This is a genomic window from Methanoculleus sp. UBA430 (assembly GCF_002506585.1).
GTDB lineage: Archaea > Halobacteriota > Methanomicrobia > Methanomicrobiales > Methanoculleaceae > Methanoculleus.
Map to the genome: position 1 here is coordinate 1 of NZ_DAXW01000001.1, position 12,632 is coordinate 12,632.

Below are 12,632 nucleotides of genomic sequence, written 5' to 3' on the forward strand. Positions count from 1 at the left end.
CGTGATTGGAATGTCCCCCGGCCGCAGACCCGTCCCAAAACCGGTCTGCGACATCCCCTCCGGCCTCCGGAGGGAAGGGACGGAGTTCTCCGTGACCACGCTTGTCCTGAACGCAGGGAGCGGAGTCCCGGCAGATTCACCTATCAAGGGTCATGTCCTCGGAGCCTACTTCGGGCTAACGGAGAAGGAGATTGCTCAGATCGAGCAGCACAAGGTCGCCATCCTGCACCACGGGAATGTCCGCTCTCATGTGGTGCAGAAGATCCGGTTTATCCTTGAGCACGTGAAGATCAGGGCGATCGTCGTTTCTCAGGTCCCGATAGACTTTGAAGATCTCGCAAAGGAGGGAGTCAGGACAGCGGTTGTTATGCCGCCGCCCGACCGGGTTAAGACGAAAGGCATGGTGATGGATATCGTCAGCGGTGTGACACGGGGTCAGACCCCTGGCAGGGAAAAATTGGCAGAAGTCGTTCGTGCCGTTATGAAAGTGCTAAAAAGCCCAACATGAAGGTGAATTGAGACATGGCATACAAGCCCCAATACGGACCGGGTACATCCAAGGTCGCCGAGAACCGGCGCAAGCAGATGAACCCCAACCAGAAGCTTGAAAAGATGCGCGATGTGACAGACGAGGATATCGTGCTGATCCTCGGCCACAGGGCGCCGGGATCCGCCTATCCGACGGCCCACCCGCCGCTCGCCGAGCAGCAGGAACCCGACTGCCCCATCCGCAAGATTGTAACCCCGACTGACGGTGCCAAGGCCGGCGACCGTGTCCGCTACATCCAGTTCGCGGACTCGATGTTCTTCGCCCCCTCGCAGCCCTACCAGCGGACCTACACCGAGTGCTACCGCTTCCGTGGTATCGACCCCGGTACGCTCTCCGGCCGTCAGATCGTCGAGTGCCGCGAGCGCGATCTCGAGAAGTACTCCAAGGAACTTATCAACACCGAGCTCCTCGACGCAGCCCGCACCGGCATCCGTGGTGCGACCGTGCACGGTCACTCGCTCCGTCTTGCCGAGAACGGCATGATGTTCGACATGCTCCAGAGGAGTGTCCTTGGCGATGACGGCATCGTCCGTTACGTCAAGAACCAGATCGGTGAGCCCCTCGACCGTGCGGTTGCCGTCGGCAAGCCGCTCGACGAGAAGTGGCTTAAGGCCCGCACGACGATCTTCCACTCACTCGGTGGCACCCCGTACCGTGACGATGCCGAATACATCGAGTACGTCCAGCGCATCCACACGCTGCGGACGAAATACGGGTTCCTTCCCAAGGAGTGATTGAATATGGCAAAGATTGAAAGATCCCAGAAGCTGTTCCTGAAATCGCTCAAGGAGAAATTCCAGGGACAGGACGTCCAGTCTGATACGGCCGAGTACTACAACTTCAATGGGTACCACCAGTCCCCCCGCAAGGAGGAGTTCGTGAAGGCCAGCCGCGCCGTCGAGATGGACCGCGGTATCTCCATGTACGACCCCGTGCGCTGCCACCTTGGCGGTATCCCGCTCGGCCAGCGCCAGCTGATGACCTACGAGGTCTCCGGCACCGGCGTCTTCGTCGAAGGTGACGACCTGCACTTCGTCAACAACGCTGCGATGCAGCAGATGTGGGACGACATCCGGCGGACTGTCATCGTCAACATGGACCTCGCTCACCAGACCCTGCAGAAGCGTCTGGGCAAGGAAGTCACCCCCGAGACGATCAACGAGTACCTGCACGTGCTGAACCACGCCATGCCCGGCGCGGCCGTCGTCCAGGAACACATGGTCGAGACTCACCCCGGCCTCGTCGACGACTGTTACGTCAAGGTCTTCACCGGCGACCAGGAACTTGCCGACGATATCGAACCCCAGTTCGTCATCGACGTCGAGAAGGCCTTCCCCGCCAAGCAGGCCGAGGCTCTCTCCGCCGCCGTCGGAAAGTCCCTCTGGCAGGCAATCCACATCCCGACCTCAGTCGTCCGGACCTGCGACGGTGGAACGACCTCCCGGTGGTCTGCGATGCAGATCGGTATGTCCTTCATCGGCGCCTACCGCATGTGCGCCGGCGAAGCAGCCGTCGCCGACCTCTCCTACGCCGCGAAGCACGCGGGTGTCATCCAGATGGCGTCCCACCTGCCCGCCCGGCGTGCCCGTGGCCCGAACGAGCCCGGTGGCCTTGCATTCGGTCTCTTCTCGGATATCGTTCAGGCGAACCGGAAGTACCCCAACGACCCCGCCCGGGCCTCCCTCGAGGTTGTCGGCGCCGGAACCATGCTCTACGACCAGATCTGGCTCGGCTCCTACATGTCCGGCGGTGTCGGATTCACCCAGTACGCGACCGCGGCCTACACCGACAACATCCTCGATGAGTTCACCTACTACGGTATGGACTACATCAAGGACAAGTACAAGGTCGACTGGAAGAACCCGAGCCCGAACGACAAGGTCAAGCCGACCTACGACATCGTCAACGACATCGCGACCGAGGTCGCCCTCAACGGCATGGAGCAGTACGAGCAGTTCCCGACCATGATGGAGGACCACTTCGGCGGGTCCCAGCGTGCCGGTGTGCTTGCCGCCGCCTGCGGTCTGTCGACCTCCATCGCGACCGGAAACTCCAACGCCGGCCTGAACGCCTGGTACCTCTGCATGCTCCTGCACAAGGACGGATGGTCGCGTCTCGGCTTCTTCGGCTACGACCTCCAGGACCAGTGCGGTTCCGCGAACTCCCTCTCCATCCGTGGAGACGAGGGCGCGATCGGCGAGGTCCGTGGTCCGAACTACCCGAACTACGCGATGAACGTCGGTCACCAGGGCGAATACGCCGCAATCGTCGCCGGTTCTCACTACGGCCGTGGCGACGCATGGTGCTTCGACCCGCGGGTGAAGATCTGCTTCGCCGACCCGGCCCTGAAGTTCGACTTCGCCGAGCCCCGCCGCGAGTTCGCGAAGGGTGCAATCCGCGAGTTTATGCCCGCCGGCGAGCGTTCGCTCATCATCCCGGCGCGGTAACCCTAAATCAACTTTTTTTTCTTTAGCGTAACTTAACATGCCCAAAACGGGCATTCCGGACGATTTTTTACATTTCATTGCTATAGCGGCGCAACTTTTCGAAACCTTTAATTAAGTCATAAACAACTGTTAAATGAACCAAAAAGGTTTTGAACTTATACTCTGGCGCAATGCGCATCAGAGGAGGATGCTGAATGGAAGAGATCGTATTTGGCATCGGCATTACCGCATTGGCAGGTGCTCTTGCAACCGTCGCCGGCGCTGCGGAAGACACTGAGTCTGATATCGGATCACAGGGTGACCCGAACTCACAGGTTCAGCTTGCTCCGCAAATGGGATATATTCACCGCATCTTTAACAAGGCAGTTGCCGGTGAACCCCCAGCGTACGGCTTATGGGTTGCTCTGGGTGCAGGCCTTGCCTGGGCATTCATGGCGATGCAGATAAACCCGATACTTGCAATTGTGCTCGGGAGCGCTCTCGCGGTCTTCGTGCAGGGCGTCTATGCGACAACCGCATACCTCGGCCGTACTGCAAGTCTCGCTAAGTTTGGACAGCCGGTCTATATCGACATCCTGAAGTCGATGACGACCGTGACCATGGCACACGCGTTCGTAGCAATCTTCACCACCGTCGCGATGTGTCACCTGATGATCAGCGCACTCGGTCACCCCTTCCCGCTCCCGCTCCTGGGTCTCGTATGGGGTATCGCACTCGGTGCAGCCGGGTCTGCAACCGGTAACCCGTTCTACGGAAAGGAGCGGCAGTACCAGGAGCAGAAGTTTGGAGCCGGTGTTCCGATCTCCGCGTCCGGCAACATCGTCCGTTACGCCGAAGCCGGACAGCGCAACTCGCTCGACAACGGTTTCTTCAGCGCCAAACTCGGCGGCCCCGCATCGGGGATCTGCTTTGGCCTGATCGTCTTCTTCGAACTCTGGCGTACCGTTGTCTTTGAGCCGCTCGCCGCCGGATGGGGAGCGGTCATCATCGGTATCGTTATCATCCTGATCTTTGCCATCATCGACCGCTACATCGAGGTCTGGGCAAGGAAGACTTTCGGACCCTACACGGCCCCTGAGGAGGCATCGTCATGAGCGCGCTCGGTGGACCTAAACAGACAGGGGGTGTCCAGTCCCCGACAGGAATGGGCATCGCTATCGGCATAGTTCTTATCATCGTCGCACTTGTGCTTGCCTTCTTCTTCGCACAGATGGCCGGGCTGATCGCGCTCGTCGGCATCATCATCGGCGGCGTCCTGATCGGGTTCGGCGTCCACTTCGTCCCGGTCGGCGGTGCCCCCGCTGCAATGGGACAGGCACCCGGTATCGCGACCGGTGTCGCGATGCTTGCCGCCGGCGCCGGCCTTGCCGGACTCTTCGGTGGCGCATGGGCTGCCCCCCTCGGACTCCCGCTGGCCCTCGCCGGCGGTGCGGTCGGTGGCGGGCTGCTGATGGCGATCACCTGCACGATGGTCAACATCATCTACGTCTTCGGCATGGGTATCCCGGCAGCTTCCGGTAAAGTCGCAAAAGACCCGATCACGGGCGACACCTTCCCCGAGTACAAGAGCCAGGGTACCGAGGGGCACGGCCTCCCGTTCATCTCCTGGGTCGGCGGTGTCATCGGCGGCGCACTCGGTGGTCTCGGCGGGACGCTCATCTACCTTGAACTCCTCGATATTTACCAGGCACAGCTGCCTACAATCCTGGACACAACGGTCGAGCAGATCGCGCCCGTCGCCATCTCGCTTGCCGGTGTCTTCGCGGTCGGTATGTTCCTGATGAACGCCGTGCTTGCCGCATACAACATCACCGGTACGATCGAAGGGCCGCATGACCCCAAGTTCAAACGGTTCCCGAGAGCGGTCATCGCGGCCGCTGTGGCATCCGCTGTTGCAGGCATCTTCTCGATCGGGCTGCTCGAACTGGTGGGGGTGTTCTAAATGTCGGTAAAGATTGAAGCAGGAGCAGGAGGCGGCATCCCGCACAATCAGCTCGTGATCTACGGCCTCGTGGGATCGCTTGTCCTCATCTACCTGACATACTTAAACACGATCACCGGCACCCAGTACTTCGCATTCTTCGGCGGGCTTGCTGCCGTGGTCGCGCTCATCTGGGGTACCGACACGATCAAGCACCTCTGCAGTTACGGTCTCGGTACCGGTGTCCCGTCGGCGGGCATGATCGCGCTCGGGTCCGGTGTCATCGCCGCGCTCTTCGGAGCGACGACCGGCATCGCTGCGCCCATCGTGACGATCATCATCGCCGCGATCATCGGTGCGGTCGCCGGAGTAATGGCAAATCATGTCGTCCGGATGGACATCCCGGTCATGATCATCTCCCTGACGGAACTTGCAATCGTCGGCGCGATGACGGTGCTCGGTCTCGCGGCGATGGCCTGCGGAACGTTCGAGTTCATCGGCATGATCACCGGCGAGATCTCGATCCTCGGCTTCGCTGTCGAGACCTACGAATTCTCCCTCATCGGCGGCAGCATCATCGCCGTGATCTTCATGCTCGGCGCCATCGCCATCCAGCACTCCTTCAACGCCTGTCTCGGGCCGGGGGAGCGGCAGGACCGGACGCTCATGCTCGCTGCAGAGTGCGGCTTCCTCTCCATGATCACCGTTGCGATCATATCGTTCGCATTTATCGGGTTCATCCCTGCTCTCATATCGCTGCTGGTATCGGTCATCGGGTGGATCTACACCTACACGCAGTACATCGCGCTCTCGAAGCGTGACGCCTATGCGTGGCTCGACGCACAGCCGATCCTGGAGCCCAAGGGAGGTGCGTAAATGGCATACATTCAGGTACTGCCTGAGTACGGACTGGTCGTCGACCCGCTGGTCGGCGTCGTCACCACCGCAGGTGTGTCGTATACCCCCGTACTCGAGCAGGTAGCAGAACTCGAGAAGATTACCGACGACCTGGTCGGCATGCTCTCCGGGGAGGGCAACTTCCTGGCTTCGTTCCCGAACCGGGAGGGAGTTCTCAACGTCGCCGGAGGCGTGACCGCATTCTGGTATGGCATGGCAATCGGCCTTCTGGTTGCCGGTGTCGTCGTATTAGGACTGCTGTGAGGTGAAGAACATGGTTGAGAAGAAATCACCGGCCAGCGGATGGCCGATTGTTCAGGGCGACTTCCACACGGGAGATGCACAGAGTTGCGTCGGCGTCGTCACCATGGGATCCCACCTCGACGAGCAGGGCATCTGCGATGCCGGAGCGGCAATCGCCGGGTCCTGTAAGACCGAGAACCTCGGTATCGAGAAGATCATCGCGAACGTCATCTCCAATCCCAACATCAGGTTCATCCTCTGCTGTGGTACGGAGGTTAAGGGACACCTTTCCGGTCAGAGCTTCATAGCGCTGCATGCCGGAGGAGTCTCCGGCGGTAAGATCGTCGGCGCTCAGGGAGCCATCCCGTTCATCGAGAACCTTACCGACGAGGCGATCAAGCGCTTCCAGGACCAGGTCGAGATGGTCAACATCATGGAAAGCGAGGATATGGGCACCATCAAGGCCAAGATCGACGAACTCAAGGCCAGAGACCCCGGTGCGTTCCCCGCAGAACCCATGATCGTCGAGGTCAAGGAAGCAGGCGGTGAGGCAGAGGAAGCGACCGGCGAAGTACAGCCGCTTTCCGGTGAACTGGCACTGATACACGCACGGACAAAAGTCATCGAACGGATGGTCACTGACATCGGTTACCGCAACAAGTTTGCCGCCGGTGTCTACTCGGGCAAGATTGAGGGCCTCATGATCGGCCTGATCGTCTCGTTCGTGATCCTGGGGTTCATCTTGCTGGGGTGAGATAGATGGCAGAAGAAACTACACAGGCTGCAGGCCCCATCCGGATGACGGCGATCAACACGATGATGGACGGCATTCGGTACAAGGCACAGATCCTTGCCCGCACGACGAAACTCGAATCCGGTATCATGGGCATGGGCATCGTCGGGTTCGCAGTCGGACTCATCGTAGCCATGCTCCTGATCGTGATTCCGGCACTGATGCTGGGGGCGATCTAACATGGTTGAGAAGAAATCACCGGCCAGCGGATGGCCGATTGTTCAGGGCGACTTCCACACGGGAGACGCACAGAGTTGCGTCGGCGTCGTCACCATGGGATCTCACCTCGACGAGCAGGGCATCTGCGATGCCGGAGCGGCAATCGCCGGGTCCTGTAAGACCGAGAACCTCGGTATCGAGAAGATCATTGCGAACGTCATCTCCAATCCCAACATCAGGTTCATCCTCTGCTGTGGTACGGAGGTTAAGGGACACCTTTCCGGTCAGAGCTTCATAGCGCTGCATGCCGGAGGAGTCTCCGGCGGTAAGATCGTCGGCGCTCAGGGAGCCATCCCGTTCATCGAGAACCTTACCGACGAGGCGATCAAGCGCTTCCAGGACCAGGTCGAGATGGTCAACATCATGGAAAGCGAGGATATGGGCACCATCAAGGCCAAGATCGATGAACTCAAGGCCAAAGACCCCGGTGCGTTCCCCGCAGAACCCATGATCGTCGAGGTCAAGGAAGCAGGCGGCGCGGCGGAAGTTGCCGCCGCAGGCGCAAACCCACAGTTCCTTGAGATCGAGGAGCGGCTCAACGCTATCGAGGAGAGGATCGAGTTCGTCGATGCAGAGATAGCCCAACGCGTCGGAAGAAAGATCGGGCGCGATATCGGCATCCTGTATGGGCTGGTTGCAGGTTTGATTGTATTCATGATGTTGTTGGTATTACTGCCCAAATTGGTTGGGTACCTGTAAGGAGGATTGACGAATATGTTCAAGTTCGAAAAAGAGCAGACGGTACACGACTTTAACGGTACCATGATCGGCGGGCAGCCTGGTGAATACCCGACCGTGCTCGGTGCATCCATCTTCTACAACAAACACGAGGTTGTTCTGGATGACCACACCGGAAAGATCGACAAGCTGAAAGCAGAGGGGCTCTGGAACCGCTGCCAGGAACTCTCGGACCTTACCGGTATTCCCCACTTCATTCAGATTATCGGGGAATACGGCGAGGCCTTCGAGAGTTACATCGACTGGTTCTGCAGCATCGACGACAAGACCGCGTTCCTGATGGACTCGTCCGTCCCGGCGGCGCTCGCCCATGCGTGCGAGTACGTCACCCAGTCGGGCACCGCAGACCGTGCGATCTACAACTCGATCAACGGTTCGATCGGACCGGAGAACATCGAGGCGCTGGCCAAGAGCGATGTGAATGCAGCCATCGTCCTCGCCTTCAACCCCGCCGACCCGTCGGTTGCCGGCCGTGAGAAGGTCCTGACCGAGGGCGGCGTCGCCGGGCAGGAGATGGGAATGCTCGAGATCGCGGAGAAGTGCGGCATCACCCGCCCGATCCTCGATACCGCAGCAACCCCGCTCGGTCTCGGTTCCGGCGGTTCATACCGCGAGATCCTCGCCTGCAAGGCGATCCACGGTCTGCCGACCGGCGGTGCCTACCACAACATGACCGTCTCCTGGACCTGGCTCAAGCGGTGGAAGGGAACGAAGAAAGTCCCCTCCCAGCAGCTGGCCGGCCTCGAGGGCAAGGATGCCCTCATCGAGCAGCTCACGCACCACTACCTCGGTGGTACGGACGGTATGCGCCAGGCGGCCTGGTCTGCACCCGATATCGGATGCAACATGGTTGCAAGCACGCTTGGTGCCGACCTGATCATGTACGGCCCGATCGAGAATGTCGAGGCGATGATCACCGCACAGGCCTACGTCGATATCGTTGTGCTGGAAGCGGTGCGCGACCTCGGCATCGAGCCCAAGGTCGATACCCACCCGCTCTTCAAACTCGTCTAACCCCCCCTTTTTTTAGGTCGCACGGCTCTTCGCCGTGGTTGCTCCAGCATCACAGACCCGGCGTGACTGGTGCGAGTCTCCGGGTTCACGGGTACGGCAGAGGCCCCCGGGGCCTGATTAAAAATGAGTTGATATCTTTGACGGGATCTTCCCGCCCAAACTGCTCAGGGCAGTTCGATATGTCCGACGATCCGGAGTTTCCCACCCTCGAGATAGTGGAGCACCGCCGTGTCGCCGGGAAGGTAGACGAGATCTTTCTCCAGCACAAGTGAGAGCGTCGGCTGCCGCCAGTTCCCCTCGTCCCGCACGGCCTCCACCCGCGCCGGGATGAACTGCATCCAGTGGCCGATGTGAAGGACCGTCCCCGCCGTGAGCGGCGCCGGCCAATACCTGACCAGGGTCCCCCGCGCCTCAAGGCTCGTCCGGGTCCGGATCGCGGGATCGTTTGAGAGGACAAAGCCGCGGTCAAGGTCGTCGGACTCGACGTTCTTGAGCGCGAGCCCCACACGGTCGCCTTCGGCGGCCCAGTCGAAGTCGTCGTCGTGCTTCTGGATGGACCGCACCGTGATCGGTTGCTCCCCGGGGTAGATCTTCAGGGTATCGTGCTTCCTGATCCCACCCCGCACCACGCCGCCGAGAATAACCGTCCCGATACCGCGGACGTTGAAGTGATGATCGATGGGGATCGTTCCCACAGCACCGGCGCCGGGCGGAACAGGGTGTCGAGCGTGCGCCAGGTCGAGCAGGAGGTCTCGGAGCGCGATCGGGTCAGCGTCTACGAACTCGTAGTGCTCGAGCACCGTTCCCCGGAGAAGCGGCGCGAGGTCACCTGGGGTCAGATAGTTCCGGAGGACGATGTAACCCTGCTTTACCCCTACCTCATCGAGTATCAGCACCCACTCCCCGAGTGTCGGGGTGATCTCGCTCACCACGATGAGAACCGCATCCGCCATCGATGCGGCGTAGAAGAGCGGGGCCAGCCGCTCGGGATACCGGGTCGGTTCGATGATGGTGACGGTATCATCGCCCTTCTTCAGGTTATAGAAGGTGATATCGGATTCCGTGCCCTTCTTCCCGAGGTCTTTGGCGTAACCACCGGGTCCCAGCACAGCAATGTTCAGGTTGCCCATATGGCAGAGAGGTTTGACGGCTCATCGTATCAGGCTTACCCAGATTCCCTCCAATGCACAAGAATCCGGTCAATCTACGTTTCTAGAAACCTGGCGCGCGGCTATACACAAGATAAGTTTAATAAAGTAAAAAATACTTTACTTAACAGAGAATGTCCAGAATCAGGTTGATTGCGATTCCGATACTCATTTGCATCCTTCTTGCCAGCATGATCCTTGCTGTGGCCATCGGACCAACCAACGTCTCGATCGCATCACTCTTCAGTCCGGAGACGGCAGGGATGATCGTCCGGGACGTCAGGCTTCCACGGGTGATCGCTGCAGCGCTGGTCGGTTGTGCGCTTGCCGTGGCAGGCACGGCCATGCAGGGACTGTTCAAGAACTCGATGGCGGATCCCTACATCATCGGCACGTCGACCGGCGGGTCCCTCGGGGCCACGCTGTCCATCGTCTTCCTGGCAGGTGCAGGTTTGCCGGTTCTCGCATTCGCAGGAGCGGCAATCACCACCTTTGCCGTCTACACCATCGCCCGCCAGGGCGGGAAGATTCCCGTCGAGACGCTCCTGCTCTCCGGCGTCGCCCTCTCCATGCTCCTCTCCGCATTTCTCTCGTTCCTCATGTATACCTCCGGACGGAGCCTGCACCAGATCATGTTCTGGCTGATGGGAGGGTTCTGGAATGTCGCATGGGACGACGTCTTCATCGCCATCCTCATCCCGATCGGGTGCGTGGCCATCTACCTCTATGCACGCGATATCAACATCATATCGCTCGGGGAAGAGGACGCGATCCATCTCGGCGTGAATGTCGAACGATTAAAGCGGATCCTCCTCTTTGCGAGCGCATCCCTGACGGGCATAGCGGTCTCTATCGCAGGGGCAATCGGGTTCATCGGCCTGATCACCCCCCACGTGATGCGCCTGATCGTCGGGCCGGACCATCGCATCCTCTTTCCTGCAGCCGCCCTTGCAGGCGGGATCCTCCTCGTCTGGTCCGACACGCTCGCAAGGACGTTCGCGAACGACATGCCGGTCGGGATCATCACCGCCTGCTTCGGCGCACCGTTTTTCATATACCTTCTGCGGAGTCGGATGAGAGCATGAAGCCGGTCGAAATCATCGATATCGACGTCTCTTACGGCGCAAGGAAGATTCTTGAGGCAGTCTCGTTTTACGCGGACAGGGGCGAGATTCTCGGGATCATCGGGCCGAACGGGTCCGGGAAGACGACACTGCTCAAAGCGATGAGCCGGATTGTCGCCCCGGATTCGGGAGAGGTCCGTCTCTCCGAACAGGGCCTGGGCACCTTCAGTTTCCGGGATCTGGCGCAACAGGTCGCCGTCGTGCCGCAGGAGATCTCAATCAGCTTCGATTATACCGTTCGCGAGATCGTCATGATGGGGAGGCACCCCTACATCGGGAGATTCGCTTCCGAGAGATCGGAGGACCTGGAGATCTGTGACCACGCCATGCACCTTGCAAACGTCACTCACATCGCCGGTTCGTCGGTCCACGAGATCAGCGGCGGCGAACGCCAGCGGGTGCTCATCGCGCGGGCGCTCGCACAGGAACCAGAGGTCCTGCTGCTCGACGAGGCCACCTCAAACCTCGATATCAGTCACCAGATCGAAATTCTTAACATCATCAAGGGTCTCACCGAGGATATCACCGTGATCAGCGTCTTTCACGACCTGAATCTGGCTGCATACTACTGCGACCGCCTGATCGTGCTCAAAGACCGGCGGGTCTATGCTGCCGGACCGCCGAAGGATGTCCTGACCCGTGAGACACTCAATACAGTATACGGGATCGATGCACTGGTAAAACCCCATCCCCTGACAGGGAAGCCGTATATCCTCCCTACGTACAAATACGCCGCGAAACGCCAGCCGGAACGGGGCGTGCACGTCGTCTGCGGCGGCGGGACGGGGTCCGATCTCCTCTACGCTCTCCACAAGGAGGGATTCCGGGTGAGCACCGGTGTGCTCAACGTTTTCGATACCGACTATGCAACCGCAACGGCATTGAACATACCCTGCGTTACCGAGGCACCGTTCAGCGCAATCTCTCCGGGCGCCCGCGAGGACCTCGCGCGGTGCATCGCTGCCGCGGATGCGGTCGTCGTAACGGCAATGCCCGTAGGGCAGGGCAATATCGAGAACATCAGGATACTGGAAGGTTACCGGAATAAGCGGATTGTGCTCCTGAACGGCGACACGCACCGGTCCTTCCAGGACTGCACCGGAGGAGAGGCAGAAGCGATCATTTACGGGCTGCTTGAACGGGGGGCGGTCACGGCGGAGCGGATCGAGCAGGTCCTGCAGTTCCTTATGGGGTCGGCGTGACCCGCCGCTGCAGGATCGCGGGTACCGACCGGAGATGATGTGCAAGGGCGTGCCCGGGAAGCAAGAGGGGCGGGCATGGGCTGTTGCCGGTAGTCACATGGAGCCGGTCCGCTGTACGGCTCTGCGTGCCGGGTGCCCTCTCCTGGATCAACCGTATGCGCGCGGCGCCACCCCGGCTGGCGGATCCGGCACAGCCATCCCCCGCATTTCTCCGCGATAACGTCGTCAAATCGGGCCGGAAACTGCCCTGGAAGGCGCGCCGGCATCAGGGCGTCCGGGTGGAGAACCGGCCTGAATACAAATGAAAATTAGTTATTGAAGAATCAATTTGTAAAA

Annotated in this window: 14 protein-coding genes; 13 read left to right on the plus strand and 1 reads right to left on the minus strand. The window is 60.1% G+C overall.

The genetic code is table 11. The features are described from left to right. The 11 genes from BRA49_RS00005 to mtrH all read left to right on the plus strand — a co-directional run. Window positions 1-508: methyl-coenzyme M reductase I operon protein C (locus BRA49_RS00005; protein ID WP_292382347.1), on the plus strand; the 508-nt coding region annotated here is incomplete at its 5' end. A gap of 14 nt (window positions 509-522) precedes the next feature. Then, window positions 523-1,284, plus strand: coding sequence for a coenzyme-B sulfoethylthiotransferase subunit gamma (gene mcrG / locus BRA49_RS00010; RefSeq protein WP_292382348.1), 762 nt, complete (start codon window positions 523-525; stop codon window positions 1,282-1,284). 6 nt (window positions 1,285-1,290) lie between these two features. Continuing rightward, on the plus strand, window positions 1,291-2,997 hold the full coding sequence (gene mcrA / locus BRA49_RS00015) for a coenzyme-B sulfoethylthiotransferase subunit alpha (protein WP_292382350.1): 1,707 nt from the start codon (window positions 1,291-1,293) through the stop codon (window positions 2,995-2,997). A 194-nt stretch (window positions 2,998-3,191) separates the two neighbouring features. Next, window positions 3,192-4,091, plus strand: a complete 900-nt coding sequence (mtrE, locus tag BRA49_RS00020) for a tetrahydromethanopterin S-methyltransferase subunit E (protein WP_292382351.1) — start codon at window positions 3,192-3,194, stop codon at window positions 4,089-4,091. Then, a complete protein-coding gene (gene mtrD, locus BRA49_RS00025; RefSeq protein ID WP_292382353.1) occupies window positions 4,088-4,939 on the plus strand; it encodes a tetrahydromethanopterin S-methyltransferase subunit D in 852 nt (283 codons plus the stop codon). The genes mtrE and mtrD overlap by 4 nt, the downstream gene beginning before the upstream one ends. Continuing rightward, on the plus strand, window positions 4,940-5,794 hold the full coding sequence (gene mtrC / locus BRA49_RS00030; RefSeq protein ID WP_292382355.1) for a tetrahydromethanopterin S-methyltransferase subunit MtrC: 855 nt from the start codon (window positions 4,940-4,942) through the stop codon (window positions 5,792-5,794). It abuts the gene before it with no gap. After that, a complete protein-coding gene (gene mtrB, locus BRA49_RS00035; RefSeq protein WP_292382357.1) occupies window positions 5,795-6,079 on the plus strand; it encodes a tetrahydromethanopterin S-methyltransferase subunit MtrB in 285 nt (94 codons plus the stop codon). It begins immediately after the preceding gene. A gap of 10 nt (window positions 6,080-6,089) precedes the next feature. Next, the gene (gene mtrA, locus BRA49_RS00040) at window positions 6,090-6,812 is read left to right on the plus strand and encodes a tetrahydromethanopterin S-methyltransferase subunit A (protein ID WP_292382358.1); all 723 of its coding nucleotides are present in this window, start codon (window positions 6,090-6,092) and stop codon (window positions 6,810-6,812) included. Between the two features lie 5 nt (window positions 6,813-6,817). Continuing rightward, entirely contained in the window at window positions 6,818-7,030 is a 213-nt protein-coding gene (locus BRA49_RS00045) for a tetrahydromethanopterin S-methyltransferase subunit F (RefSeq protein WP_292382360.1), read from the plus strand. Window position 7,031: 1 nt separating this feature from the next. Next, entirely contained in the window at window positions 7,032-7,769 is a 738-nt protein-coding gene (gene mtrA / locus BRA49_RS00050; RefSeq protein WP_292382362.1) for a tetrahydromethanopterin S-methyltransferase subunit A, read from the plus strand. Between the two features lie 15 nt (window positions 7,770-7,784). Continuing rightward, a complete protein-coding gene (gene mtrH, locus BRA49_RS00055; RefSeq protein WP_292382364.1) occupies window positions 7,785-8,822 on the plus strand; it encodes a tetrahydromethanopterin S-methyltransferase subunit H in 1,038 nt (345 codons plus the stop codon). A 164-nt stretch (window positions 8,823-8,986) separates the two neighbouring features. Here the strand turns inward: mtrH and BRA49_RS00060 are convergent, their stop codons facing one another. Next, window positions 8,987-9,952 (minus strand): EF-Tu/IF-2/RF-3 family GTPase, encoded by a 966-nt coding sequence (locus BRA49_RS00060; protein WP_292382366.1) that lies wholly within the window; start codon window positions 9,950-9,952, stop codon window positions 8,987-8,989. A gap of 221 nt (window positions 9,953-10,173) precedes the next feature. Between BRA49_RS00060 and BRA49_RS00065 the strand changes: the two genes are divergently transcribed. Further along, window positions 10,174-11,055 (plus strand): FecCD family ABC transporter permease, encoded by an 882-nt coding sequence (locus BRA49_RS00065; protein ID WP_394339095.1) that lies wholly within the window; start codon window positions 10,174-10,176, stop codon window positions 11,053-11,055. Further along, on the plus strand, window positions 11,052-12,296 hold the full coding sequence (locus tag BRA49_RS00070; RefSeq protein ID WP_292382370.1) for an ABC transporter ATP-binding protein: 1,245 nt from the start codon (window positions 11,052-11,054) through the stop codon (window positions 12,294-12,296). The genes BRA49_RS00065 and BRA49_RS00070 overlap by 4 nt, the downstream gene beginning before the upstream one ends. Window positions 12,297-12,632: the final 336 nt, after the last annotated feature.

What these genes read in the sequence shown, in the direction of transcription:
- mcrG (WP_292382348.1), top strand. Translation starts at nt 523, where the DNA reads ATGGCATACAAGCCCCAATACGGACCGGGTACATCCAAGGTCGCCGAG.
- mcrA (WP_292382350.1), top strand. Translation starts at nt 1,291, where the DNA reads ATGGCAAAGATTGAAAGATCCCAGAAGCTGTTCCTGAAATCGCTCAAG.
- mtrE (WP_292382351.1), top strand. Translation starts at nt 3,192, where the DNA reads ATGGAAGAGATCGTATTTGGCATCGGCATTACCGCATTGGCAGGTGCT.
- mtrD (WP_292382353.1), top strand. Translation starts at nt 4,088, where the DNA reads ATGAGCGCGCTCGGTGGACCTAAACAGACAGGGGGTGTCCAGTCCCCG.
- mtrC (WP_292382355.1), top strand. Translation starts at nt 4,940, where the DNA reads ATGTCGGTAAAGATTGAAGCAGGAGCAGGAGGCGGCATCCCGCACAAT.
- mtrB (WP_292382357.1), top strand. Translation starts at nt 5,795, where the DNA reads ATGGCATACATTCAGGTACTGCCTGAGTACGGACTGGTCGTCGACCCG.
- mtrA (WP_292382358.1), top strand. Translation starts at nt 6,090, where the DNA reads ATGGTTGAGAAGAAATCACCGGCCAGCGGATGGCCGATTGTTCAGGGC.
- BRA49_RS00045 (WP_292382360.1), top strand. Translation starts at nt 6,818, where the DNA reads ATGGCAGAAGAAACTACACAGGCTGCAGGCCCCATCCGGATGACGGCG.
- mtrA (WP_292382362.1), top strand. Translation starts at nt 7,032, where the DNA reads ATGGTTGAGAAGAAATCACCGGCCAGCGGATGGCCGATTGTTCAGGGC.
- mtrH (WP_292382364.1), top strand. Translation starts at nt 7,785, where the DNA reads ATGTTCAAGTTCGAAAAAGAGCAGACGGTACACGACTTTAACGGTACC.
- BRA49_RS00060 (WP_292382366.1), bottom strand. Translation starts at nt 9,952, where the DNA reads ATGGGCAACCTGAACATTGCTGTGCTGGGACCCGGTGGTTACGCCAAA.
- BRA49_RS00070 (WP_292382370.1), top strand. Translation starts at nt 11,052, where the DNA reads ATGAAGCCGGTCGAAATCATCGATATCGACGTCTCTTACGGCGCAAGG.